This window comes from Mangrovibacter phragmitis (assembly GCF_001655675.1).
Lineage (GTDB): Bacteria > Pseudomonadota > Gammaproteobacteria > Enterobacterales > Enterobacteriaceae > Mangrovibacter > Mangrovibacter phragmitis.
This window is the reverse complement of the sequence record NZ_LYRP01000006.1, coordinates 53557-79729: the sequence shown is the minus strand read 5'-3', so window position 1 is coordinate 79729 and position 26173 is coordinate 53557. Positions and strand designations below refer to the sequence as shown.

The window sequence follows — 26173 nt, the reverse complement described above, 5'->3', positions numbered from 1 at the left end:
AGGAAAAATCATGCTTTTCCTTCTTTTTCATCAATCTGCCGCGCCTTCCCTGGCGCGCTGAAACCTCAACCTTTACGGTGCGAGAGCAAATACACCGCCGGGATCACCAGCATCGACAATAACGGTGCGGTGATCATACCGCCAATCATAGGCGCGGCAATGCGCTGCATCACTTCAGAGCCCGTACCGCCACCCCACATGATGGGCAGCAAACCTGCCATTATCGTGGCGACGGTCATCACTTTGGGGCGGACACGTAATACCGCGCCTTCATGGATCCCCGCCAGTAACTGGTGGCGTGTCAGCGGCCCTGCTTTACGCTGGTGCTGTATGGCATGGTTCAGGTAGAGCACCATAATCACCCCGAACTCTGCCGCCACCCCGGCCAGCGCAATAAAGCCCACCGCCGTAGCCACCGACAGGTTGTATCCCAGTAAATACAGCAGCCATACCCCGCCAATCAGGGAAAATGGCAGTGTTCCCATAATTAACAGTGCATCTTTAACTTGCTGGAATGTCAGGTACAGCAGAACAAAAATAATCACCAGCGTCACCGGCAATACCACTTTCAGTTTCGCCGCCGCACGGGACATATACTCAAACTGCCCGGACCAGGTTAACGACACACCTTGCGGCAACTGAACTTGCTGGTTAACCGCCTGCTGCATCGCCAGTACAGCTGAGCGCAAATCCCGGCCGCGAATATCCACATACACCCAGTCAGATAAACGGGCATTTTCACTTTTCAGCATGGCCGGGCCTTCACTCACTGAAACTGAAGCCAGTTGCGACAGCGCAACCTGTGCGCCTGATGCGGTGACAACCGGCAACTCACGGATTTTCTGCACTGAATCACGCATCTCCCGCGGGTAGCGAATGCTGATGGGGTAACGTTCACGCCCTTCCAGGGTTTCACCAATATTTTCCCCACCCACCAGGCTCGATACCACCGACTGCAACTCCCGCACTGAAACACCATAGCGGGCAGCGGCGGCACGGTCGATATCAATATTGATATAACGCCCGCCATCCAGGCGTTCTGCCAGTGCCGATGTCACGCCGGGTACTGTTTTCACCACACGTTCAATCTGTTCAGCGACCTGCTCCAGTTGCGCCAGGTTATCGCCATTCACCTTGATGCCGACCGGGCTCTTGATCCCGGTAGAGAGCATATCCAGCCGGTTGCGAATCGGCGGAACCCAAACATTCGCGATACCCGGTACCTGCACCGTTTTATCCAGCTCATTAATCAGCTTTTTCATGGTCATGCCCGGCCGCCACTGATCTTTGGGCTTAAAGTGAATGGTGGTCTCCAGCATGGTTAACGGTGCCGGGTCAGTTGCGGTATCCGCCCGCCCCACTTTGCCGAACACCGTCTCCACTTCAGGTACGGTTTTAATCATCCGGTCCGTCAGTTGCAGCAGACGCCCGGCCTCCTGAGCCGAAATCCCCGGCAGTGTCGAAGGCATATACAGCAAGTCGCCTTCGTCCAGCGCGGGCATAAATTCACTGCCCAGGCGAGATAACGGCCACAGTGTCGCCACTAACAATACCCCCGCCAGTGCCAGTGTGGTTTTTGGCCGCGCCAGCACCCAGGCCAGCAGTGGCTCATAACCCCGAATCAGCATACGGTTAACCGGGTTGGCCTGCTCATCGGGAATTTTCCCGCGAATAAAATAGCCCATCAGCACCGGAACCAGGGTTATCCCCAACCCGGCGGCCACCGCCATAGACCAGGTTTTGGTGAAGGCCAGCGGGGAAAACATTTTCCCTTCCTGGGCTTCCAGCGTGAACACCGGAATAAAAGACAACGTAATAATCAGCAGGCTGCAAAACAGTGCCGGGCCCACTTCCGCCGCGCTCTGCCCGGCAACATGCCAGTAATCATTACCTTGTGGCGTTTGCCCCGGATGCTCATGGCGCCATCGTTCCAGCCCTTTGTGCATGTTTTCTATCATGACGATGGCCGCATCCACCATGGCACCAATGGCAATAGCTATCCCACCCAGCGACATAATATTGGCGCTGACGCCCTGGTAATGCATGACGATAAACGCCCCCAGGATACCCAGTGGCAAACTAATCATCGCCACCAGCGCCGAACGGAAGTGAAACAGGAACAGCGCGCAGACCAGCGCCACCACAATAAACTCTTCAATCAGTTTGTGAGTCAGGGTTTCAACGGAGTGCTTAATCAGTAACGAGCGGTCATAAACCGGGATGATTTCAACACCTGCTGGCAAACTGCGTTTGACTTCGGCAAGCCGGGTTTTCACGGCATCAATGGTGGCAAGGGCGTTTTTACCCGAGCGCATAATGATAATGCCGCCGGTTACCTCGCCTTCGCCATTAAGCTCTGCCACACTGCGCCGCAATTCCGGGCCGCGCCGAATTGTTGCCACATCAGACAGCATGACCGGCACGCCGTTACGGCTGGTAATCACCACATGCGCAAAGTCTTGCAGGTTTTTCAGGTAGCCGGAGGTGCGCACCATATATTCGGCCTCGCCCATTTCGACCACTGCGCCACTCCCTTCCTGGTTGGCACTTTTCACCGCGTCCGCTACTTGCTGATGGGTAACATTCAGTGCCCGCATGCGGTCCGGGTTCAGCACAATCTGGTACTGCTTGACCATCCCGCCCACGCTGGCAACTTCCGAAACATTGGGGACTGTTTTCAGTTCATATTTCAGGATCCAGTCCTGAATGGCGCGTAAATCCCCCAGGCTGTGTTTACCGGTTTTGTCGGCCAGTACATATTCATATACCCAACCCACACCAGTGGCATCCGGCCCAAGCGAGGCACGGGCTTCCGGCGGCAGGCTCGACTGCACCTGGCTTAAATACTCCAGCACACGGGAGCGCGCCCAGTATGGGTCTGTGCCGTCATCAAACAGGATATACACGTAGGCATCGCCAAACATGGAATACCCACGCACGGTTTTGGCCCCGGGCACCGATAGCATGGTGGTGGTCAGTGGGTAAGTCACCTGGTCTTCAACAATTTGTGGCGCTTTGCCAGGGTAACTGACCCGCACAATGACCTGGGTGTCTGACAAATCTGGCAGCGCATCGAGCGGCGCATTTTTTACCGCCCACACGCCCCACGCCGCCACCATTACCGCCGCCAGCAAAACCAACAGGCGGTTACGTAAAGACCAGCGAATTATTGCGGCAATCATCGTTGTGCCTTATGCCCGTCGGCGGGCATGTTCATGATAGATTCAAGGCGTGCGCCATCTTCGGTCATGGTGAATGAGAACATCACATGGTCGCCAATTTTCAGCCTTTGCTGTTGTTGGGGAGTTGCCGAAAAATCCATAGTCATGGGTGGCCATTTCAGGGCAGGAATCGCTGCGTGGGAAATCGTGACTGCGCCATCGGCCAGCGCCACCACCTCGCCATTCGCGGAAATCGCGGCTGGCGCACTGGCTTTATCCGTTGCTGCTGTTTGTGTGGCTGCATGGCCAGGTTTATTGTTGTCTGCCATTTCTGGTAACGCGCTACGCAGGCTGGCTTCTGAATCAATCAGGAATTGCCCGGAAACCACAATGCGCTGGCCCTCTTTAAGCCCCGATTTCACTTCGACAAAGCCCTGAGCATGCTCACCCAGCGTGACTGCCTGCGGTGAGAAATAGCCGTCTTTTTCAGCCAGCAAGACCCGGTTTTGGCTGCCGGTGGTGATCAACGCTTCTTCCGGGATCGCCAGTACAGGAGCCTGTTGAGTCGCCGGGGTTAACGCCATGTGCAGGTACATGCCGGGGCGCAGTTGCTGGTCGGGGTTATCAAGTGTGACGCGCGCTTTCAGGGTGCGGGTATCGGCATCCAGGTTGGGTAATACCTCGGTGACCTTGCCCTGGAATACTTTGCCCGGCCAGGCCTGAGTGGTGGCGGTTACTTCGCTACCGGTATGAACTTGTGCAGCCTGGTTTTGCGGGTAATCCAGCACAGCCCAGACGGTGTTCAGCGCCGCGACATCAAACAATGCCTGAGTGGCCGAGACTTGCGCGCCTTCACGCACTTCTAACTGGTTAATATAACCCGCCTGAGAAGCACGCACCGTTACCCGGGTTTGTGGCTTACCGGTACGTTCCACCTGGCGGATTATCTCTTCTGGCATAAATAGCAGAGCAAGGCGTTCACGCGCCGCATGGTTTAATGCTGCGTCGCCCAGCGCTCTGACAGCCAGGTACTCCTGCTGTGCCGCTGCCCATTGCGGGATCCACAACTGTGCCAGGGCTTCACCTTTACGCACAAATTGCTGCGGCGCATTCACATACAGTTTTTCCACCAGGCCGCTGGCGAGGGCGGGCACCGTTACCCGGGTGCGCTCGTTCACGGCCACAGTGCCATACCCGTCGAGGCGGGCTTCCATAACCCGTTTTGTGACGTCGGCAGTACGTACACCGAGGTTCTGTTGTTGCCGGGCACTGACCCGCACGCCGTCCGGTTGCCCTTCTTCATCGGCGTAGCGTGGTACCAGGTCCATATCCATAAACGGCGATTTACCGGGTTTATCAAACCGGGTGCCAGGCGTCATTGGGTCATACCAGTACAACACTTTGCGCTCAGCACTGGCGGTGGCGGGCTGGCGGGTTGTTTTAGTTGTTTCCCCGCTACTGTGTTTACCGGCAAACCAGCCGGCTGTGGCAAAAATAACGGCACAAAGCGCCATCAGGCTAATACGACGTAATTGCGGTTTCATTGTGGTGAGTCCTGCACGGTGAGGTAGCGGATGGCAGCCCAGGCTGTTGCCATGGCTTGCTGGTTATTACTGAGGGTGATGTTGCCGTTAAGTTGTGCGCGCCTTGCCGCTAACAATGCAGCCAGCGTGCTGTTTCCGGCACGATACTGCGCTTCTGTCAGCCGGTATTTGGCCTGCAATAATGGCAATACCGTGTCGCGCTGGCGCTGGTAAATTGCCTGTGCAGACTGGTACTGCGCAATCAACGCATTCAGTTGCGCCTTGTGTTCACGCACCAGTAACGTCAACTGGTCTTTTGCCTCCATGGCACGGGAGAGATCCGCTGAATAGTCTTTATCCTGCCGTTTGCCCTGAAACAGCGGCAAATCCACCGACAGTTGTATCCCCGCCAGGTCATCCATGCCGTCACCACGATGCCCGTAATAGACTTGCACACCGACATCCGGTTGCCCGGCGACTGCGGATTGCTGTGAACGCGCTTTTGCGACATCAGCAGCGCGTGCCGCCTGGATGATTTCCGGGTGCTGTTGCACACCTTCCAGCAATACTGCGGCTGTGGCAGGCAAACGCTCAATGCGCGGGAAAGGACCACTGGTTTGCGTTATCTCTTCACCAGTCAGTTGCATCAGGCGCGCCCGGGCAACCTCAACATCCCGGCGGGCATTGTCCTGCAAATTCAGCATCTCATTCACCGCCAGGCTGATATCCACGGTACTGTCTGGTTGTGCGCTGCCACTGGCAACGGAGGCTTTTTGTACGGCCACCTGGCGTTGGGTTTCCGCCAGTTGTTCATCAATGGCCGCCAGGGTTTTCCTGGCAATCGCCAGTGTGAGCCAGGCCTGGGCGGTATCGCGTTGTAACTGTGCGAGTATCACTCCTTTGCCTGCTTCAACTTCACGCGCCTGCGCCAGCAGGGTGTCCACTTTACGCTGGCGTTTAGTACCGCTTACCCAGGTCTGGCTGATGCCTATTTTCTCCATCGTCATGCCTTCGCGGGTAAGGCGGCGGCTGTTATTGCCCTGCACCGGCACGTTATCAATCCCTACCAGTAGTTTTGGATCTGGTAACTGGCCCGCTGAAACCGCCATATTTTCCAGCGCATTTACCTGATGAGCATTGGCCGACAGCCCTGCTGACCAGGATTGTGCCGCCTGCAGCGATGCTTCCAGAGTGGTTGCCTGCGCGGCAGACAGCCACAGCAGGGCAGGCAGCCCGCAGGCCGCCATTTTCCATGGTTTTTTCATTGTGACTCCGGTGTTAGTTCGTGCTGGCGGAAACCAGTTGATAACCCGTTGTCACCTGTTTAAACGCAAAGGTGATGCGCTGGCCGGGGGCAAAAGCCTGCCCCTGGTAACCCTGCAAGGAAAACTGCATGGTCATAGGAGGCCAGTTAAGTTGTGGAATAGCCTGGTGAGCAATCGAGACTTTTTCTGCTCCCCAGTTTTTCACGACACCGGTGGCGGTAATAACCTCTGCAGGTTGTGTAGCAGGCGTGTTCATACCTGGCATATCCTGCATGCCTTGCCTGTCGTGCGTGGATTCTGCCAAAGCGGCAGTGGGGGCGGTAAGCAACAGTGTTGCGGTGGATAAAGCGGTAACTAACAGGGTGCCGCGCAGCGCAGCAGAACGGACAGATAACAGTTTCATTAGAGAAATCTCCCAAATTTTCACAAACGGCCAAAAGGCCACCAGACTGGTGAAAAACGGGTAGATCTATTCTCTGAAACGGCAAAAACGGATTTCGGCGGGTGGGCCGGTGCTGGGCGGGACATGCCAGGCCATTGGTTGCACGCAGTCACGCTCCCAGCGTTCTACCAGCAACAGCCCGGATTCCATGGCAACAGGTTCAGGTTGCAGTTTGTGGTGCTGCAACTTGCCATAATCCGGGTGGCAATCTTTCTCACACAGAATATGGTCTACCGCAGTACGCATCGCCATAGTGTGCAGCATGACCATATTGTGGCTGTCATGGCTGTAATGCGTGGTAACGGGTGCAGAGAGAGGTGTGCCAGAGGTGGATTCGCTCGCCTGAGCTAACGTTGGGTTGCTCACCAGCCAGCAGGCAGCCAGAAACAGCACTGGGGTGATAAACCCGTGTTTCAGGTAACGCGCCAGAGAGAGGAACAAACGTTGGGGCATGAGCAATTCCTTTAGTGAGTGGGTTATTCTACACACACTTTTTTCATGGCTCAAAGCGCAATATGCACACAACCTGTTGATTTAACGTAAAGTAAACAAAAGTAACACAGTACCAACAACCGGGCGCCGTTCTGGTGCCTGCGCCGGAACAGCGGCACAGGCACTGAATAACGATGTTTAAAAAATTGCCGGGCTTTAAAAATTTGCTGGGATTTAAACTAATTAACGGGCTTCAAACAGGGGTACCGTTTTACCGGTGATATAACGCTGGCGTAACCAGGTTGATGCCACATCCATCGCCATGACCACCGCAACCAGAATCAGGGTGATAAACATCACCACATCCCAGTTCCACAGGCGCATGTTTTCGGCATACACCAGCCCCACCCCACCGGCACCCACAAAACCCAGAACCGCCGCTGAACGCGTATTGGACTCTATCTGGTACAGGCTCAGCGCCAGGAACGCAGGGAAAGACTGCGTGAAAATACCGAAGCGGTGCTTCTGCACACTCCCGGCACCGACGGCACTCAGCCCACGCCCTGGCGAACGCTCTACCGCCTCATGGCCTTCTGCGTATAAACGCCCTAACAGCCCCGTGTCCTGCATCACGATTGCCAGTACACCGGCCAGCGGCCCAAGCCCTACGGCACGCACGAAAATCAGCCCCCAAATCGCCATGTCCACACCACGCAGCACATCAAACAGGCGGCGCATCAACAGGGCAACTACGCCATTAACCCGGCCCTGCATCACGTTACGGGCAGCGAAGAAAGACAAAGGCAACGCAATGAATGTTGCCGTCAGAGTACCGGCAAACACAATCGCCAGCGTGATGCCAATTTGCCCCAGATAATACCCAAAAGGCCAGGAAGCAAAATCATGCCAGACAAACATGCGGGCAAAGTAACGCCCCAACTGACCAATACCCCGGGTGAACTGTTCGGCAGTAATGCCAAACTGCAGGAAAAACCAGACGTAATAGGCCACTACCGCCAGCACCAGAATAGCGACACCACGCAAATAGCGCCGTTGTGCCCGAAATAATTCAGGGTGAGAATCGCGGTACTGGGCGATATCCGGTTCCGTTTGCCACACACTCATACCTTCCCCTCCAGCACCCAGCGGCGCAACCTGCCCGAGCACAAATCCAGTAATGACACCACCAGGATAATCAGCAGCAACGTGATGCTCACCTGGTCATAACGGTCGAGTTTGATGTTAGTCATCAGCTCCTGACCGATACCGCCCGCGCCAACCAGCCCCAGAATAGTGGAAGATCGGAAGTTAATTTCCATGCGCATAAAGCTGTAAGATAAAAACAGCGGCTTCACCTGCGGCCACAGCGCGAAACGCATGCGTTGCAGGCGGCTGGCACCGCAGGCAGCCAGCCCGCGCACCGGGCGCGAAGAGCTGTTTTCAATGGCTTCATAGAACAGTTTGGTCAGACTGCCCACGGTATGCAGTGCCAGCGCCAGAAAGCCGGGTATCGCCCCAATACCGAATGCCATCACAAACATCACCGCCCAGGCCAGTTCTGGCATGGTGCGCAAAAATGCCACCAGCGAGCGCACGCCATAGCGTAATGCCGGGTGTGTCCAGGTATTGCCTGCCGCCATAAAGGCCAGCACCACCGCCAGCGCAACGGCCACCAGGGTAGACGCCAGTGCCAGTTGCAGGGTTTCCCAAATCAGCGGTAACTGAATATGCAAGCGGTAGCCCCAGTACAATAACGAGCCCTTGGTATGCCCGTCGGCAAACAACTGGTTCCAGTGCAGTATTGGCAGGGTTTCAAACAGGTAATCAAAGAAGTGTGGCAGTGCCTGCCAGAGCGTAGTGAGGCTGAATTCCGCTGCATTGCCCGCAGCCAGGTAAAGCCCCAATAAAACCAGCGACCAAAGCAAGGTATCGCGCTTTTGCTGGCGTTTAACTTGCTGGTAATACTGTTCAAACTCGGTGTTCGACGTCATGTGCGCTACCTGAGATAAAACAACGCCCGGTGATATTACCGGGCGCCAGTACCAAATAACTTAACGGGCTGTGACCAGCTCACGTTTCATATCAATGATTTGCTGGTAATCGGCAACAGTTGCCGGGCCAATATGCTGTTCACCACCCACGGCTTTAGCGAAGCAGGCATGGTCTTCTTTATCCAGTTTCTTAATAGTTGCAACCACTTTGGCTTTGAAATCGGCCGGCAGGCTGTTGCTCACCAGGATCGGGCCATTGGGGATCAACGGCGATTTCCAGATGATGCGGATCTGTTTCATCAGATCCGGGTGATCCATACGAATCAGGCGGCCAAAGGCGCCAGCGGTATAACCGGTGTTGTAGTCGCCCACCAGTGAAGTCCAGGTGACGGCACCGGCAAACTGGCCGTTCAGCACGCCCAGAATGTCCTGTTCATGGCCACCAGAGAAGGTCACACTGGAGAAGAAGTTGTTATATTTGTTGTCGGTGTTGCCACCGAACTCTTTTTTGAACGCATGGTTCGGGATCAGGTAGCCCGAGGTGGAATCCGGATCGGCAAAACCGAACGCCTGCCCTTTCAGATCTTCCAGTTTTTTATACGGGCTGTTGGCTTTGACGATGACCACGGAGTGGTAACCCCGGGATTGATCTTTGTCATCCACCAGAATACCCACAATATCCACCGCTTTCGGGTTGTTGATATAGACCGATGCGTAAGACGACGGTGACATACTCAGGACCATATCCACTTTGCCGCCCAGTAAGCCCTGAATAACACCAGAGTAGTCAGACGAATTACGCAGTTTGGTGTCTACATGCAGTTCTTTATCAAAGAACGTTTTTACGCACTGGTTATCGCCAATTTGTTGTGTGGCATTTTGCCCACCCAAAATTCCCAGATTCAATTCTTTTGGCGCATCCGACGCCATCGCGTTACCGGCCATGAATACGCCTGCCATCAGTGCCAGTGAACGAAAGGAGTGTTTCATAAGGTTTTTCTGCCTTTTCATTATCATTTGCCTGTGAGTCTTGTTGGTAAGGGTGCGTTAGTGAAGTTGGCTGATTTCATCGCCATAGAGTTGTTGCAGGGTGTCTTCTGTTAAACTTGCCGGGTGCCCGTCATACACCACGCGCCCACTGGCAATGCCAATCACGCGCGAGCAATAGCTTTGCACCAGTTCCACTGAGTGCAGGTTGACCATGACACTGATTCCACGCTGGCTGACCTGCTTCAGGGCATCCATAATGCGCTGGGTATTTTTCGGGTCGAGGGAGGCAACAGGTTCATCCGCCAGCAAAATACGCGGGTTCTGCATTAAGGCGCGGCAAATTGCCACGCGCTGCATCTGGCCGCCGGACAGGTTTTCCGCGCGCTGCAAAGCATGGGGCAGTAAGCCCATCCATTCCAGTAACTCAATGGCCCGAGCGCGGTCGCTGTCCGGGAAAATTTTAAACAGGGATTTCAGCGTGCTGGTCTGGCTGAGGCGCCCCAACAGCACGTTGGTTAATACATCCAGGCGCGGTACCAGGCAAAAGTCCTGGAAGATCATGCCGCATTCACTGCGCCACTGGCGTAACGCCCGGCCATGCAGTTCAGTGATATCCCGCTCATCATCGTCGTCTTCCAGACTCAGGATATGCCCGGATGTGGCGGTGTGAGTGCCATTGAGCACATGTAACAGTGTGGATTTCCCTGCCCCCGAGCGGCCAATCACGCCCACCAGCTCACCGGCATGGAGATCAAAACTGATACCATCCAGAACATTGTGCTGACCATTCCAGGATTTACACAGATCCTGCACACTCAGCACTGTCTGTTGTGCAACCGGCTGAAGTTGCGGTTCCGGGGCTGCTAAAGTGGATTTTAAAAGTGCCTGCGCCATGTTCATTGTCATTGCCATCTGTTGGTTAAGATGCCCCTATTAAGGCGAGCACAGATGAACGTTTAATGACAATAAAGTGATTAAACGGTGAACAACCCTGAGTGAGTGGTTATAAGGCCAGGGTTATGCCATCCCTGGCGGGGGAAACCGATTCTGGCAGGCGGTTTTCCTGCAACCAGTTATCCAGCGTGTGGCTGATATGAGTAAGCCAGGTGTGCCGCGGTTGCAGCACATGGTGGATAGCCAGTGCCTGATTGATGTCGTTATGGTTGCGCGGTGGTGTATCACCTGGTGGGTGGCTGCAATCCAGCACCAGGTGTTCCAGCGGTGTGTTTTGCAAAAATGCCAGGGTCTGGGGAGGTAGCCCACAAGTGTCGCACAGCCAGGCCAGCGTATTACCGGAGGCACCGTTTTTCCTGAAAACATAGCCAAAGGTGATTTTTGAATGCTGCAAAGGTACTGGCGTGACGGTCATACCCGACCACTGAACGGGTTCAAAAGGCGTGAAAGGGGCCTGAAAATCCAGGATTCCGGGGTGTTTGAATAAATCATCGCAACCTTGTGAATCCGGCGGGCCAAACACCGGGATCAGTTCCCCCATCCCCCAGCGCAGCGGGAATAACCCCTGGACATGGTCCATGTGATAATGGGTGAGCATAATCCGGCTCAGCTCCCCTGGCGCAAAGCGCTGTTCAAGGTGGCACTGCCCGGCATCAATCAGTATTGTTTCATCACCGGACTGGAGCAGCGCGCTGCAAGGGCCACGGGCATAGCGGTTATCCTGCCGGGCACGCTGGCATGCAAGGCAGCTACAACCAAAGACCGGCACTTGTTGCGCGCCACCGGTGCCTAAAAAGGTGAGTTGCATAATGCATGGTTCTCCAGCAACTGGTTAAACGCCGCCAGGGTGTCTGCCAGCGCGCCATCGTTTTTCAGGCAAACAGCATTGGGTTCAGGAGCGCTAACGCTGCGTTGCAGACGAAGGGCGATAGCCGCTTCGTCTTCACGCCCGCGCTGACGCAGGCGCTGTGCCAGCACATCGGAAGAGACCTGGAGCACGACAGGAAACAGCTGGTCGCCATAGCGCTCCCGGGCGGTAGCGCAATGCTGGCGGGAGCCGTTTACCAGCACATTAAGCCCCCGTTGCAACCACAAATCCATTTCTATGCCCAGCCCATACTCACAGCCATGGGCCTGCCAGTGCAGTGCAAACAACCCTGCCTGTAAGCGGCGACGGAATTCGGTGGTGGTCAGCGCCACATGGTTTTCCCCGCCTGCAGAAGCCGGGCGAGTAATGTAGCGGTGGGCAATCACCAGCCCGGCAGGCGGCTGTGCGCGCAAGGCATCCAGCAGGCTGTCTTTCCCTGAACCAGAAGGCCCTGTCAGCCAGATTAACCGTGCCATCAGTAAACCTGTCGCCCTTGCGACCAGACATGGCGCACCTGTGCATGCCCGTGGTGGGTATGCGCCAGCACCAGGTCTGCCCGCAGCCCTTCAGCAATACGCCCACGGTCAGCCAGGCCAATCGCCCGCGCCGGGTTTGCCGTCACCATTGCGATGGTTGCCGGGAGCTTCAGTGAATTACGCTCGTCTTTCGCCAGGCGAAACGCGGCATCCAGCAGGCTTGCCGGGTAGTAATCTGATGACAGAATATCCAGTAAACCACTGGTTGCCAGGCAGTGTGCCGCCACATTCCCTGAATGCGAACCACCGCGCACAATGTTCGGTGCGCCCATCAAGATACGCAGGCCTTTGTCCCGGGAATGCTGCGCGGCCTCATACGTGGTGGGAAACTCCGCTATTACGCTGCCCATCTCACAGGATTCATCCACATGCGCCGCCGTGGCGTCATCGTGGCTGGCCAGTGCCAGGCCGCGCTCACGGCATAATGCGGCAATCGCTTCACGGTTGGGGCGCGACCAGCGTGCCGCCAGAGCAACCTGTTCGCTTTCATACACTGCCATTTCGCTGTCTGTCAGTTGGTATTTGCCCTGGTAATATTCACGAAATTTCTCCAGCGAAGCATACTGGCGCTGACCGGGAGAATGGTCCATCAGTGACACCACACGCAGGATATCGGTGTTCATCAGTTGTTCAAACAACGGCAGCGTGGCGTGGTAAGGCAGCTCGCAGCGTAAATGCAGCAGGTGATCGGCCCGGTTGGCATTCTGTCTGCGGCTTTCCTGAATGGCGCCAATCATTTTTTCCAGGTTATCCAGGCGGTGGCCGCCATCGCGTACATCACCCACACCAATGGCATCCAGCACGGTGGTAATGCCGCTGGCAACCATCAACGCATCGTGGCTGCTCATGGCGGAATGGGCCGGCCAGTCCACACCCGGGCGCGGGGTGAAAAATTTATCCAGGTTGTCGGTATGCAGTTCAACCAGCCCCGGCAGTAACCAGTCCTGTTCACCATCCAGCGCCTGTGGCAACTGGCTGGGTGTTTCGCTGTAACTGCTAATCACCCCGTCACGCACTTCCAGTGAACCGGAAACCACTTCCTGCTCCAGTACCATACGCACATTGTTGATAATCATGCTTCTGTCTCCGCCACCAGGGGGTTCATAATATGCAGGCGGTTTGCCACCCGTTCTCTGACTTCGCGGTCATGGAAAATGCCGACAATCGCCGCACCACGGCTGCGGGCTTCTTCAATCAATGCCACAACCGCCGCACAGTTTTTGTTATCCAGCGATGCGGTGGGTTCATCCAGCAGTAATACTGGCGACCGGGCGATAAACCCGCGGGCGATATTCACACGTTGCTGCTCGCCGCCGGAAAACGTGGCAGGTGCCAGTGACCATAAACGTTGTGGTACGTTGAGGCGGGCGAGTAATTCGCGGGCTTTGTCTTCGCACACATCACGCGCTTCGCCCCGTTCCAGCAAAGGCTGCATCACCACTTCCAATGCACTGATGCGCGGGATCACACGCAGAAACTGGCTCACCCAGCCCAGCGTATCGCGCCGCAATGCCAAAATTTGCCGGGCGCTGGCAGTCACCAAATCAATCTGTTCACCATGGTGATTTACGTTGATACTGCCCGAATCGGGTAAATAGTTGCCATAAAGCGTGCGCAGTAGTGTGGATTTACCGCTGCCCGAGTGGCCGTGTAATACCACACACTCCCCGGCGTTCACCTGCAGTGAAACCTGGTTAAGAACTGGCAACCGTGCCCCTTGCTGGTTGTGCAGCACAAAAGTTTTGCACAGCCCTTCTACATTTAGCATTGTCATGTTGAGTTACCCGAGAATGGAGGAGACCAGCAGTTGGGTATACGGGTGATGGGGGTCGTCCAGTACCCGGTCAGTCAGGCCGCTTTCCACCACCTGGCCTTGTTTCATCACTAACAAGCGGTGGGCCAGCAAACGCGCCACGCCCAAATCATGGGTGACAATCACCACCGCCAGGTTGAGATCCCGCACGAGGTTACGTAACAAATCCAGCAACCGGGCCTGTACCGAAACATCCAGACCTCCCGTTGGCTCATCCATAAACACCAGGGCCGGGCGAGTGACCAGGTTGCAGGCAATTTGCAGGCGTTGTTGCATGCCACCGGAGAACGTTACGGGCAGGTCATCGAGCCGGGACGGGTCAATTTCCACATCCTGCAACCAGTGGCTGGCTTCTGCACGAATATCACCATAATGGCGTGCACCTGCGGCCATCAGGCGTTCGCCGATGTTGCCGCCTGCGGAAATGCGTGGGCGCAGCCCGTCGAGCGGGTGCTGGTGCACAACGCCCCACTCGGTGCGTAATAAGCGCCGGCGCGCGGCTTCGCTGAGTTGATACAGATTCTGCTCGCGGTAATGAATTGCGCCCTGTTGCGGCACCAGGCGGGCCGAGAGCGATTTCAGTAAGGTGGTTTTTCCGGAACCGGATTCCCCAACAATCCCCAGAACTTCCCCTGGGAAGAGATCAAACGAGACATTTTCAAACCCTTTTCCGGGGGCATACAGGTGGGTCAGATTGCTGACACTAAGCAGTGGCTGTTCTTCAGGCATCATGTTGTTTTTCCTGCTGCTGGCGGCAATAGTCGGTATCGGAGCAAACAAATAAACGGGTGCCGCTGTCGTCCATCACCACTTCATCAAGGTAACTGTCACGCGAACCACACAGTGCACAAGGCTGATCCCAGTGCTGGATATCAAAGGGGTGGTCGTCAAAATCGAGGCTTTCCACCTGGCAATAAGGCGGCAGCGCGTAAATACGCTTTTCCCGGCCTGCGCCAAACAGTTGCAATGCGGGCATCATGTGCATTTTGGGGTTATCGAATTTGGGAATGGGCGACGGGTCCATCAGGTAGCGCTGATTAACCTTTACCGGGTAGGCATAGGCGGTAGCGATATGGCCATAGCGGGCAATATCTTCGTACAGTTTTACCTGCATCACACCGTATTCTTCCAGCGCATGCATCTGCCGGGTTTCCGTTTCCCTGGGCTCAATAAAACGCAGCGGTTCCGGTACTGGCACCTGGTAGACCAGGATCTGGTCTTCGCGCAGTGGGGTTTCCGGAATGCGGTGGCGTGTCTGAATCAGGCTGGCGTCAGCAGTTCGTTCGGTAGTCGCCGCGCCACTTACCTTCTGGAAAAAGTGCCGGATGGACACCGCATTGGTGGTGTCATCGGCCCCCTGGTCAATCACCTTCAGGGTATCGTCATCACCAATAATACTGGCAGTTATCTGGATACCGCCGGTTCCCCAGCCATAGGGCATTGGCATTTCTCGCCCGGCAAAAGGCACCTGGTAGCCAGGGATAGCAACCGCTTTGAGGATGGCGCGGCGGATGGTGCGCTTGGTTTGTTCGTCCAGGTAGCCAGGGTTATAGCCGGTTAAATCATGCATTTTTCTTTGCCTCCCGGGTGGCGCGAACCTGGTGTAACAAGGCCAGTTCTGCCTGGAAATCAACGTAATGGGGTAATTTCAGGTGCGAGACAAAACCGGCGGCTTCCACATTATCTGCATGGGCCAGCACAAACTCTTCGTCCTGTGCCGGGCCATCAATGGTTTCCTGCCATTCGGGAGCCTGTAGCGCACGGTCCATCAGCGCCATCGCCATGGCTTTGCGTTCACCCCGGCCGAAAACCAGGCCAAATCCCCGGGTAAACGCAGGGGGATCCACCTGGTCGGTAAAGCCATTCACCATTTCGCAGGCTGTCAGCACCATTTCGCCGATACTGACAGCGAACCCCAGTTCTTCCGGCACAATTTCCACATCCACATAACCACTGCGGATCTCGCCAACAAACGGGTGGTTACGCCCGTAACCGCGCTGAGTGGAATAACCGAGCGCCAGTAAGAAACCTTCATCGCCACGCGCCAGCTGTTGTAACCGCGCACTGCGGGAGGCCGGGTATTCCGGTGGTTCACGGGTAATATCCTGCGCAGGTGTCTCGTTTTCCGGTTCTGGTACTGCGAGCTGCTCCTGCTCAAGCAGGCTGAACACCGTGGGGACAGCTTCCGGTAAGGGCTGGTCTCCGGGAGGCACATCTGGTACTTCCCCATCGGCCAGTAACATAAAATCAAGCAGACGGTGGGTGTAGTCATAGGTTGGCCCGAGCACCTGGCCCCCCGGAATGTCTTTATAAATAGCTGAAATACGCCGTTCACAGCGCATAGACTGCAAGCTGAGCGGCTGGCTGTCGGCAAGGCGAGGCAACGTGGTGCGGTAAGCTCGCAGCAGGAAAATGGCTTCGACCAGGTCGCCACTGGCCTGTTTGATTGCCAGTGCCGCCAGTTCCGGGTCATACAACCCGCCTTCCGTCATGACCCGGTCTACCGCCAGGCCAAGTTGTTGGTTGATTTGCTCACAGTGCAGTTCTGCCACTTCCTGCTTGCCACGCCGTAAAGCCGCCTGCAGGCGGTGTGCGTGCTCAATGGCCTTTTCGCCACCTTTCACGGCCACATACATCAGCACACCTCCACATGGGTGGTGCGCGGCAGAGCCAGTAGTTGGTTGCCGCAGGTGAGGATCAGGTCACAACCTTCCGGGAAGGTATCAGCATGGTGGCGCAGGAAATCTGTTGCCGCCTGGGGGAGTTGCGGTGCAATGGCGCGCATTTCGCTGATGCCCGGCCCCCACAGGCGCATATTCAGGCCGCCATTTAAGCCCGGTACTTCCAGAATCACCGTAGTGCTGGTTTCAGGGGCGTCTGCCTGGCCGGGTGAAAAGCGGTGCAGGGCCGGGTCCTGCCGGGCGTCAACCAGGGCAAATAAGGCACTGACAGGGTCTGCTGTTTGTGGTGCTCCGGTATGAAAGCGCAGGTTTTCTGCCACGGTGTCGTTGTGTAAGGCCGGGTCAATCCAGACCGGCGTATCACCATCAGCCAGTGTTAACAACACGGCTGTTGCAGCTGGGGAAAGACCACTCCAGCCCTGTTCCAGCGGCAGGGTGACAATCACACCCGGCTCACTCATTGCTTTCAGTAAACGGCGAAATGCATATTGCGCATCGGCCACAGGCCGGTTGAAACTTGCCAGTAATGTCATGGGTTCTCTCCGCGAACCAGGGTGAAAAAGTCAACTTTGCTGCCTGCGATTTCCCGGGCGCGCTGTTGCTGGCGCTCTGCCCGGTTCGCGGCCAGCGGGGTGATGACCTGTTCCAGAATCAGTTTGTAAAATGCCGGGTGCTGCAGTAAGGCATCCAGTACCGCACAGCGTTCCGCATGTGCTTTACGGCGGCCCATGACATAGCTGAACCCGCACAGGCCTTCGGCAAGGCGTATGGCGGCGCGAGTGATGGTGACATCGCCCACCACAAAACGCTGCCCGGTATCACCCGCACGAGCCTGGACACGAGCCATGCCACACTCAGGTTCCCGCAGCGCAGTCCATTCAGGGGATAAATTCAGGGGTTTCCAGTAGCGCGCCAGTTCATCGTCCTGGCTGTGCGCCAGCACCGACATCCAGTGCTGGCGTTCGGTTTGCTTCTCCATTCAGTGCTCCAGAGTCAGTTCAATCATGTCGCCACGGGTCAGGCTGATGGAGTACTCCACGTTGTCGCCCGCCGTGTTTTTGTTCAGGGTGCGTACATAAAGCAGCGGCGCCTGTAGCGGGAGTTGCAGGAGTTTGCACTCTTTGGCCTGAGCGCGACGGGTGCCGATACGGGTTTGGTGGCGCACCAGTGACTGCCCCAGGCGCTCATGCAAAAAGCGGTGTAAAGAGCCCTGAGTAAATTGCTGCAGTACCGGCCACCAGTTCAGGTCGCGCAGGTAATGGTTAATCACGCATAACGGGACATCGTTCACACGCCGCAAGGTGCGCAGGTGCACCACCTGAACGCCTTCTTCAATACCCAGTGCAGCCGCCACATCAAGGCTTGCCGGGCGCAACACAGCCAGTAAGCGCTCACTGGTGGGGTCACTCCCCTGTTCAAGTAAGTTCTGGGTAAAACGGGACTGTGCATGAAGGGGATAATCGTAGGGGCGTTTCAGTACCAGAATGCCCACGCCCTGGCGGCGCTGAACCAGCCCTTTATTGACCAGTTCATCCACAGCCCGTCGCAGGGTATGGCGGTGTACCGAAAAACGTGCCGCCAGTTGCTGCTCAGAAGGCAGGTAATCACCAGTACGGTACTGGTGGTTAAGTTCCTGTTCCAGTTGTGCCGCTATGGCCTGGTAGACCGTGGTCGGATGTCTGGATAACTCCAGCATAAGCAACACCTCATTAGGTATGAGTGATTCCACACAGGTGAAACATCTGCCCACCTGGTTCTGACGACAGGAATACCCTGAAGCCTGAAGATGACAGCGGTGTGAACAATTCATGGCGGGTGGGTGAATTTGGAACAGCCGGGGGATGGGTTACGCCAGGAGATGTAGCTTGTTACTGCGGTTCTGTACCGCAAATATATAGTTCATATTTTTTGAAAGAGATCCGCAAATTGTTTTGATTTTAATCACTAAATGGCAGGCCTATCATTGTTCACATCAGGGCAATACAGCCCATACGAACAAAACCATTTAAGGAAAACGACCATGAAATCTATCAAAACTTTCGTTGCAGTTGCCGCTCTTTCTGTTATGTCTTTCGGTGCTTTCGCTCAGAGCGTTACTGCTACAGCCTCTACTCTGGATGGCGCTGAAGCACAAATCGCGGCTCAGGCAAAACAGGCTGGCGCGTCTTACCACATCACAGAAGCCAATGTGCATAACGGCGTGCATATGACCGCTGAACTGACCAAATAAGTGGATTGCACGAGGTTGCTGCTTAAGCAGTCGCCCACAGATCGAACCACCCAATAAAAATTGGGTGGTTTTTTATTTTTAGCGAGCCCAAACAGTAAACGGGATACCCTCTGCACTATTTCCCAGGCACGAGAGCAACCCTATCTCATACTGACTTGATTGCCATGAACTCCCTACGTTCCCTCTTCTGCATGCGGCTATTTTCTCCGGCATTATCACATTTTTAATTTTTTCAGAATATTCAATAAATCAGTCAGTTATTCTGCATTCCTTGCGTTGAGCCGTCTGGCGCAGACACAGGGAAATAATACCAGGCTATGGCGATATAAATACCGGTTGCGCACAACATAGCCTTAATAGGTAGCAAGATACCCGTATCAGTCCTGTCACTACAGAAACGCATAAAAGCTGTTCGTTCACTCTTTAAAAATGGAATGATTAAAAATGAGCGTAAAACAAGGATGTCACTTTTGTATTCGCTACGGCCTGCCCATTTTGCCGGTACGTCCGGCACTGATGGAACAGAGCGATATATTGCCGCCGTTATCACCAGAGATAACAGTGTCTGTACCGGCAAAGGGGGAAACCACTTATACCGCACGGTTGCTGCGGGAAGGCTTTCTTAATATTTGGTCTGAACTCAGGTCTTGCTGGATAAATTACTATGTCACCAGCGATGGTTACTATTACCCATTACGAGACACCAACTTTCCCCCTCTGGATATTGTGGACGGGCGAAGAAAGCCCTGTATTACCGAACCTGGAGAGCTTGCCACGGCTTCACTGGTTACATTACCCGTTCGGCCTCTTGGTATGAAAAATGGGGTCTTCTGGTTTGGCTGGTCTGAAGTGGAGTGGACGGATACGATACGTAAGCAACATGAAGACCCTGAATACCGCAGCCGGTCTATGCAACGTTTTGATATGGATGCATGGATAAACAGCGGCACAGAAAAACAGGCGCTTCCCATCACTCAACTTACCTCAACTGTGGCGGAATACAGTGCGAGAGCGCGTGGGTGTACCCATAAGTCCTGGTCCCCGGCCCCTTTTGTAAAATTTCATGCCCTGCACGGCGAGCACCTGCTACAGGCCGCCAACAGGCTTTACGAAGGCAAAGGGGCGATAGTTGTCCTTTCAGACCCTATTGCAACAACCCGCGAACTCAGCCATCTACTGACCTGGCGCCTGAAGACACGCTTTGCCGAAGACCCACACTACGCTCGTGGAATTGCCCTCTCTTCAGCACTGGCTGGGCTGGAACAGTCCATGACAGCGCAGTTCCGGCGTGAACTGCTGTCTGAAGACCAAACTCAGGAACAAATGGCACAGGCTGTGGGTACCCGGGTTATTGCTGGTGTACCTTTACCACCTGATAACCCAGAACAGGCAGCAGAAGTAGCTAAGCGCAATAACGCAGCAACCTTCGAGCGCCGCTTAGACCAGCGGGTAAAGCTACGCTGGGCCGACTATGAAAAGTATATCGACCGGGATAAAGAAAAAGCCTTTTTAGATGAGCTTGGTATCGCCGTGGCCGCTTATAACGAAAATGTTGTCGCGCCGATGACAACCATGTATCTCGCCTTATTAAACAGTTCAGAACTTACCCACTACTTTTCACATAATTTTGATACGGCAAATGTGCAAAGTGGGCTTTGTTATGTGCAAAGCGTAACGGATTGTCTGGAAGGCATGCAGGATCAGGTTCCTGTTTCACAATGGTTGTACAGCAAACTGGTGGCCGAATCCTTTAGCGGTGAGAATTATATTCTGCAGGCACTGGTCTTTAATAATGACCAGGTTGCAGAGCTGATACAGGAAGCAACCCGTAAAACGTTAGATGTAAATGAATTACCCTGGGTCTCTTTAATCGACGGCATTAAGAATGCGACCGAAGAGCACAGCAAAGCTTTCTCGCTGAAAATGGAACACTACCTTAATACTATCAGTAGTGGTGTTATCCGCCTTATTGACAGAGTTGCCGGGAGTCAAACCGTACTGGCGGTGGTCGCCATGGTCGCAGGGAGTGGTCATGGGTTAAAAACCATGACCCTGAAGAGCACACGTAAACATTTTCTTGAAGCAACATTGCGGCAAATTGCTGAAATGACAGATATTAACTTCCGGGTGCCAACATCTAAATTACGCCCCTACCTCGACCAGGTATTACACAGTATGGAACAGAGCGGCATTCCCATGGATAAAGCTCAGGAACGCCGTTTTACCGTGCTGATTGGCCGGGAAGAAGCCAGGCAATTGGCGGCACTGCCAAAGAACGAGCGTATTCACCAGGCAAACCGGGTGCTTCACTCCTCCTATGATATTACCTCTGCGGCTTTCCCTCTGTCTTACCGCAACAAAATCGCACTCCTGAAAGGCTCAAATATTAACCGCATTGCCAGCCTCACAGCCGGTGCACTGCCCTTTTGGGGCTGTATGGTTTCCGTGATTTTCCAGGGTGCCGCACTGAAAAGCGCCGCAAGAGATAAAGAACTACTCAGTTGGGAAAAAGGCAGCCGTTTTGCTGCCAATGTGGTGGGTGCCACAGGCACTTTACTTGAACTGGTGGAGCGGGCACTGAACGACTTAAAAGCCCTGAGGCTGAAAGCTATCGTGCGCCGTAAGCTGGGTAAGGAATTTTTAAAAAAAACCATGTTTGCACTAAAACAAGGCGTGAAGTATTGCTCCAGGGCCGCACTAGTGGCTGTTGGCTGGGACTTTTTTAATGGAGTCGATTATATGAAGAAGGGAGAATATGGGTTAATGGCAGCCAGCTTTATTTCAGCGGTCGGTGGCGGAATAATGTTATCTGGTGCCCTGTTTGGGCTGGTTCTGGGGCCACTGGGTATTGCCTGGGCGGTACTGTTTATTTTTAGTTCAGCCATCTATATGGCATTAAAAGGTGATAATGCTATTCAAGACTGGCTGAAATCCTGCCTCTGGCGTAAAGCGGAGAAGGGGCTGTATCGCCTGCCAGAAATTTACCCTACTCACACTATGGAAGCCGAGGCCTTTACTGCCGCCATTACCCCAAAGGATGACTGAAGATGTCTGTATACGGATTGTACCAGCCTTATAAGGTTAACCGCCCGCTGAACCGTTCAGAAAAACGCCACCGGCTGCACCAGGGCAGGCCAGCCAAAGTCCGTTTTTTTAATAACGAGCAGTCGGTTATCCGCATTAATTCCACTTACCTGGAAACGGTGGATAAATTTCATAAAGGAGGGATCGACACTGGGTTTTTCGCCCTGTTATTTTTTATGTTGGTCTCTATCTATATTTATTTTTTATACCATTCCTTTTTCCTGCCTACCAAGGGAATAAAGGGTACCATTATTGATATTGTTATCCTCTCTGTGGTCACATCCCCATTTTATTTTTTCAGCGGTTATTTTTTACTGAAGCAGTGGTTTAAATGGACACACTACCCCATCCGCTTTAACCGAAAAAATAAGATGGTGTATGTTTTCCGGACCAATGGCAGCATATTAACCGTTCCCTGGCAGGATATCTATTTCACCCAGGATAAAGAACCCGGGATACTCAATGACTGGTCCATTCGCGGCCATATTCTGGATAGCGATGGCGAAACAGTCCTGGAAACCTTCAGCCTGGGCGTCTGTACCGATAAATCCACCACGCTGGAATACTGGGAGTTTATCCGCTGTTATATGGAAGAGGATGTGGTACCGGAGCTGGCCGAGCTGATTATGTTTTGCCCGCCAGCAGAGGACCGCAAAGAAGGATTTATCTTCTGCTTACAGAATTTACTGTATATGGGATCCCGGCTGGAGTGGCTGCTTCTCCCGCTGACACTACCATTAAGTCTGGAAGCATCAGTCTGGCGTTATATCACCTGCGTAACCGGTAAAATCCCCCGCTGGCCCCGGGAGGTACTGGACGCCTGCCGGCCAGACCCCGCAGACCCGGTCAGTATCAGTGCCGCCAATAACCCGGAAAAAATGTGGCGGCTGGTGTTTGCCAATGAGTCCCATGATGCCTGGCAGGAAAAATATGACCGCATGGATGCCGCCACGAATAAAATTCATGCCGTGCTGGCAAAGCGTTACGGGCACCACATATAACAATGCAGCACAACCTGCCCACCATTACCCCAAAGGATGACTGAAGATGTCTGTATACGGATTGTACCAGCCTTACAAGGTTAACCGCCCGCTGAACCGTTCAGAAAAACACCACCGGCTGCACCAGGGCAGGCCAGCCAAAGTCCGTTTTTTTAATAACGAGCAGTCGGTTATTCGTATTAATTCCACTTACCTGGAAACGGTGGATAAATTTCATAAAGGAGGGGGCGACACAGGGCTTTTCGCCCTGTTATTTTTTATGTTGGTTTCCATACATCTTTATGTTTTATACCATTGTTTTTTTGTGTCCGAAAAAGAAACAAAAGATAAGATTATCGACATTGTTATTAGTTCATTGGTCATGTCTTTTTTTTATTTTCTCAGCGGTTATTTTTTACTGAAGCAGTGGTTTAAATGGACACACTACCCCATCCGTTTTAACCGTAAAAGTAAGATGGTGTATGTTTTCCGGACCAATGGCAGCGTATTAACCGTTCCCTGGCAGGATATCTATTTCACTCAGGATAAAGAACCCGGGATACTCAATGACTGGTCCATTCGCGGCCATATTCTGGATAGCGATGGCGAAACGGTACTGGAAACCTTCAGCCTGGGCGTCTGTACCGATAAATCCACCACGCTGGAATACTGGGAGTTTATCCGCTGTTATATGGAAGAGGATGTGGTGCCGGAACTGGCCGAGCTGATTATGTTTTGCCCGCCAGCAGAAGACCGCAAAGAAGGATTTATCTTCTGCTGGCAGAATTTACTGTATATGGGATCCCGGCTGGAGTGGCTGCTTCTCCCGCTGACACTACCATTAAGTCTGGAAGCATCAGTCTGGCGTTATATCACCTGCGTAACCGGTAAAATCCCCCGCTGGCCCCGGGAGGTACTGGACGCCTGCCGGCCAGACCCCGCAGACCCGGTCAGTATCAGTGCCGCCAATAACCCGGAAAAAATGTGGCGGCTGGTGTTTGCCAATGAACCCCGTGATGTCTGGCAGGAAAGATATGACCGCATGGATGCCGCCACGAATAAAATTCATGCCGTGCTGGCAAAGCGTTACGGGCACCACATATAACAATGCAGCGCAACCTGCCCGCCATTACCCCAAAGGATGACTGAAGATGTCTGTATACGGATTGTACCAGCCTTACAAGGTTAACCGCCCGCTGAACCGTTCAGAAAAACACCACCGGCTGCACCAGGGCAGGCCAGCCAAAGTCCGTTATTTTAATAACGAGCAGTCGGTTATCCGCATTAATTCCACTTACCTGGAAACGGTGGATAAATTTCATAAGGAAGGAGGAACAGATACTCAATTCTTCGCCCTGTTATTTTTTATGTTGGTTTCTATCTATATTTATTTTTTATACCATTCCTTTTTCCTGCCCACCAAGGGAATAAAGGGTACCATTATTGATATTGTTATCCTCTCTGTGGTCACATCCCCATTTTATTTTTTCAGCGGCTATTTTTTACTGAAGCAGTGGTTCAAATGGACACACTACCCCATCCGCTTTAACCGAAAAAATAAGATGGTGTATGTTTTCCGGACCAATGGCAGCGTATTAACCGTTCCCTGGCAGGATATCTACTTCACTCAGGATAAAGAGCCCGTGATACTCAATGACTGGTCCATTCGCGGCCATATTCTGGATAGCGATGGCGAAACAGTCCTGGAAACCTTCAGCCTGGGCGTCTGTACCGATAAATCCACCACGCTGGAATACTGGGAGTTTATCCGCTGTTATATGGAAGAGGATGTGGTGCCGGAACTGGCCGAGCTGATTATGTTTTGCCCGCCAGCAGAAGACCGCAAAGAAGGATTTATCTTCTGCTTACAGAATTTACTGTATATGGGATCCCGGCTGGAGTGGATATTTTTACCGGTGATGCTGCCTTTCTACTTAGTATCAGCATTCAGCCGTTATATCACCAGCGTGACCGGTAAAATCCCCCGCTGGCCCCGGGAGGTACTGGACGCCTGCCGGCCAGACCCCGCAGACCCGGTCAGTATCAGTGCCGCCAATAACCCGGAAAAAATGTGGCGGCTGGTGTTTGCCAATGAGTCCCATGATGCCTGGCAGGAAAAATATGACCGCATGGATGCCGCCACGAATAAAATTCATGCCGTGCTGGCAAAGCGTTACGGGCACCACATATGAAAGTGCGTGCCACCTCACATCTTACCCGCAATAGCCTGCAGTTGTTGTTTGAGCCAGTGCGTTACACCGCGGTGACCACTGCGCTTATGCGAGTAAATCTTCACGTCAAAGGGTGGGGCATCAAAAGGTAGGGGGAAAATTTTCAGGTGGGCAGAGCGGGCCAGGCGTTCTGCAGCACTGCGGGGAATGGCCATCAGCATATCAGAGTGTTCAATAATAAAAGGGGCACTTAGCATAGACGGTGTTTTAATCGCCACCTGCCGTGTGTGGCCCATTCGTTCCAGCTCAATATCCAGCACGCCTTGTGTTTCATTCCAGGGCGTTACCACGACATGGCTGGCAGCCAGGTAATCTTCCAGAGTTAAACGCGCCCTGTTTACATTGCTGATAACTACATACTCGTCTCTTTGCCAGGTTATTTCGTCCAGGTCCGGGTGTTCAGTTTCATTCAGCACATTAAACCCCAGGGCCAAATCCACCTCGCCTGCCAGCAGTTCCGTTAATGCCGGGCTGTGGGGCAAATAGCGCAGTTCGAAACGGATCCCTGGCGCAAGGGGCTGCACTTTATGCATCAGCGCAGGAAAAACACAAAAGGCCGTGAAGTCTGTAATGGCAATTTGCAGGCAGTCTGTTGCCACTGCCGGGGAAAAATCAGGTTGTGGGATGAGTTGCTGGTTTAAAAAGGTTAAGGCAGAGGCAATTGCCGGAGCGAGCTGGGTGGCGTACACACTCGGGCACATGCGGTGGCCCTCGCGGAAAAAGAGCGGGTCATTTAACGCAGTACGCAAACGCGATAACGCATGGCTCAGAGCAGAAGTGCTCATAATCAACTCTTCTGCAGCTATACGCACAGAGCGATGGCGGTAAACAGCATCGAATACAGGTAACAGGTTCAGGTCAATACGTCGTAAGGCCGGATGCATAATATTCAACAACAGGTGATTTCATTGCACTTAATTCTTCCAACAATACTGATTATGCTTGCAGCCAGCAATCTCAACGACGACATGATGTCAACAAAACAGGAAAAC

At 53.8% G+C, this 26173-nt stretch carries 25 protein-coding genes; 5 read left to right on the top strand and 20 right to left on the bottom strand.

Features of this window, described 5'->3' with window-relative positions:
• Positions 1–65: 65 nt before the first annotated feature.
• The 19 genes from A9B99_RS08650 to phnF all read right to left on the bottom strand — a co-directional run bounded on the left by A9B99_RS08650 (position 66) and on the right by phnF (position 18352).
• A complete protein-coding gene (locus tag A9B99_RS08650; protein WP_064596654.1) occupies positions 66–3182 on the bottom strand; it encodes an efflux RND transporter permease subunit in 3117 nt (1038 codons plus the stop codon).
• Positions 3179–4705: an efflux RND transporter periplasmic adaptor subunit gene (locus tag A9B99_RS08645; protein WP_064596652.1), complete on the bottom strand. Its 1527-nt coding sequence runs from the start codon at positions 4703–4705 to the stop codon at positions 3179–3181. The genes A9B99_RS08650 and A9B99_RS08645 overlap by 4 nt, the downstream gene beginning before the upstream one ends.
• The gene (locus A9B99_RS08640) at positions 4702–5949 is read right to left on the bottom strand and encodes a TolC family protein (protein WP_064596650.1); all 1248 of its coding nucleotides are present in this window, start codon (positions 5947–5949) and stop codon (positions 4702–4704) included. The genes A9B99_RS08645 and A9B99_RS08640 overlap by 4 nt, the downstream gene beginning before the upstream one ends.
• Before the next feature lie 13 nt (positions 5950–5962).
• Complete coding sequence (locus A9B99_RS08635) at positions 5963–6352, bottom strand: copper-binding protein (protein WP_082917848.1); 390 nt, start codon at positions 6350–6352, stop codon at positions 5963–5965.
• Positions 6353–6418: 66 nt separating this feature from the next.
• Entirely contained in the window at positions 6419–6844 is a 426-nt protein-coding gene (locus A9B99_RS08630) for a hypothetical protein (RefSeq protein ID WP_064596648.1), read from the bottom strand.
• Between the two features lie 222 nt (positions 6845–7066).
• A complete protein-coding gene (gene phnE, locus A9B99_RS08625; protein WP_064596646.1) occupies positions 7067–7948 on the bottom strand; it encodes a phosphonate ABC transporter, permease protein PhnE in 882 nt (293 codons plus the stop codon).
• Positions 7945–8814 (bottom strand): phosphonate ABC transporter, permease protein PhnE, encoded by an 870-nt coding sequence (phnE, locus tag A9B99_RS08620; RefSeq protein WP_064596644.1) that lies wholly within the window; start codon positions 8812–8814, stop codon positions 7945–7947. Before phnE (A9B99_RS08620) ends, phnE (A9B99_RS08625) begins: the two co-directional genes overlap by 4 nt.
• 60 nt (positions 8815–8874) lie before the next feature.
• The gene (gene phnD / locus A9B99_RS08615; RefSeq protein ID WP_074388783.1) at positions 8875–9804 is read right to left on the bottom strand and encodes a phosphonate ABC transporter substrate-binding protein; all 930 of its coding nucleotides are present in this window, start codon (positions 9802–9804) and stop codon (positions 8875–8877) included.
• 57 nt (positions 9805–9861) lie between these two features.
• The gene (phnC, locus tag A9B99_RS08610; RefSeq protein WP_156519023.1) at positions 9862–10698 is read right to left on the bottom strand and encodes a phosphonate ABC transporter ATP-binding protein; all 837 of its coding nucleotides are present in this window, start codon (positions 10696–10698) and stop codon (positions 9862–9864) included.
• 109 nt (positions 10699–10807) lie between these two features.
• Entirely contained in the window at positions 10808–11566 is a 759-nt protein-coding gene (gene phnP, locus A9B99_RS08605; protein WP_064596640.1) for a phosphonate metabolism protein PhnP, read from the bottom strand.
• A complete protein-coding gene (gene phnN / locus A9B99_RS08600) occupies positions 11548–12102 on the bottom strand; it encodes a ribose 1,5-bisphosphokinase (protein WP_064596638.1) in 555 nt (184 codons plus the stop codon). Before phnN ends, phnP begins: the two co-directional genes overlap by 19 nt.
• Complete coding sequence (phnM, locus tag A9B99_RS08595; protein ID WP_064596636.1) at positions 12102–13238, bottom strand: alpha-D-ribose 1-methylphosphonate 5-triphosphate diphosphatase; 1137 nt, start codon at positions 13236–13238, stop codon at positions 12102–12104. The genes phnN and phnM overlap by 1 nt, the downstream gene beginning before the upstream one ends.
• Positions 13235–13936: a phosphonate C-P lyase system protein PhnL gene (phnL, locus tag A9B99_RS08590; RefSeq protein WP_064596634.1), complete on the bottom strand. Its 702-nt coding sequence runs from the start codon at positions 13934–13936 to the stop codon at positions 13235–13237. The genes phnM and phnL overlap by 4 nt, the downstream gene beginning before the upstream one ends.
• Before the next feature lie 6 nt (positions 13937–13942).
• Positions 13943–14704, bottom strand: coding sequence for a phosphonate C-P lyase system protein PhnK (gene phnK / locus A9B99_RS08585; protein ID WP_036103559.1), 762 nt, complete (start codon positions 14702–14704; stop codon positions 13943–13945).
• Complete coding sequence (locus A9B99_RS08580) at positions 14697–15545, bottom strand: alpha-D-ribose 1-methylphosphonate 5-phosphate C-P-lyase PhnJ (RefSeq protein ID WP_064596632.1); 849 nt, start codon at positions 15543–15545, stop codon at positions 14697–14699. Before A9B99_RS08580 ends, phnK begins: the two co-directional genes overlap by 8 nt.
• Positions 15538–16611, bottom strand: coding sequence for a carbon-phosphorus lyase complex subunit (locus tag A9B99_RS08575; RefSeq protein ID WP_064596630.1), 1074 nt, complete (start codon positions 16609–16611; stop codon positions 15538–15540). The genes A9B99_RS08580 and A9B99_RS08575 overlap by 8 nt, the downstream gene beginning before the upstream one ends.
• Positions 16611–17189, bottom strand: a complete 579-nt coding sequence (phnH, locus tag A9B99_RS08570; RefSeq protein WP_064596628.1) for a phosphonate C-P lyase system protein PhnH — start codon at positions 17187–17189, stop codon at positions 16611–16613. The genes A9B99_RS08575 and phnH overlap by 1 nt, the downstream gene beginning before the upstream one ends.
• On the bottom strand, positions 17186–17635 hold the full coding sequence (gene phnG / locus A9B99_RS08565) for a phosphonate C-P lyase system protein PhnG (protein ID WP_036103369.1): 450 nt from the start codon (positions 17633–17635) through the stop codon (positions 17186–17188). Before phnG ends, phnH begins: the two co-directional genes overlap by 4 nt.
• Complete coding sequence (gene phnF / locus A9B99_RS08560; protein WP_064596626.1) at positions 17636–18352, bottom strand: phosphonate metabolism transcriptional regulator PhnF; 717 nt, start codon at positions 18350–18352, stop codon at positions 17636–17638.
• 324 nt (positions 18353–18676) lie between these two features.
• Between phnF and A9B99_RS08555 the strand changes: the two genes are divergently transcribed.
• The 5 genes from A9B99_RS08555 (at position 18677) to A9B99_RS08535 (ending at position 25142) form a co-directional block, all read left to right on the top strand.
• Positions 18677–18886, top strand: a complete 210-nt coding sequence (locus A9B99_RS08555; RefSeq protein ID WP_036103375.1) for a YdgH/BhsA/McbA-like domain containing protein — start codon at positions 18677–18679, stop codon at positions 18884–18886.
• Between the two features lie 444 nt (positions 18887–19330).
• The gene (locus tag A9B99_RS08550) at positions 19331–21931 is read left to right on the top strand and encodes a T6SS effector BTH_I2691 family protein (protein ID WP_064596624.1); all 2601 of its coding nucleotides are present in this window, start codon (positions 19331–19333) and stop codon (positions 21929–21931) included.
• A gap of 2 nt (positions 21932–21933) precedes the next feature.
• Positions 21934–22971 (top strand): DUF6708 domain-containing protein, encoded by a 1038-nt coding sequence (locus A9B99_RS08545; protein ID WP_064596622.1) that lies wholly within the window; start codon positions 21934–21936, stop codon positions 22969–22971.
• A gap of 46 nt (positions 22972–23017) precedes the next feature.
• The gene (locus tag A9B99_RS08540) at positions 23018–24055 is read left to right on the top strand and encodes a DUF6708 domain-containing protein (RefSeq protein ID WP_064596620.1); all 1038 of its coding nucleotides are present in this window, start codon (positions 23018–23020) and stop codon (positions 24053–24055) included.
• Positions 24056–24101: 46 nt separating this feature from the next.
• Positions 24102–25142, top strand: a complete 1041-nt coding sequence (locus A9B99_RS08535) for a DUF6708 domain-containing protein (protein WP_064596618.1) — start codon at positions 24102–24104, stop codon at positions 25140–25142.
• 14 nt (positions 25143–25156) lie between these two features.
• On the opposite strand, the gene A9B99_RS08530 is transcribed toward A9B99_RS08535, so the two are convergent.
• A complete protein-coding gene (locus A9B99_RS08530) occupies positions 25157–26074 on the bottom strand; it encodes a LysR family transcriptional regulator (RefSeq protein WP_082917847.1) in 918 nt (305 codons plus the stop codon).
• Between the last annotated feature and the right edge of the window lie 99 nt (positions 26075–26173).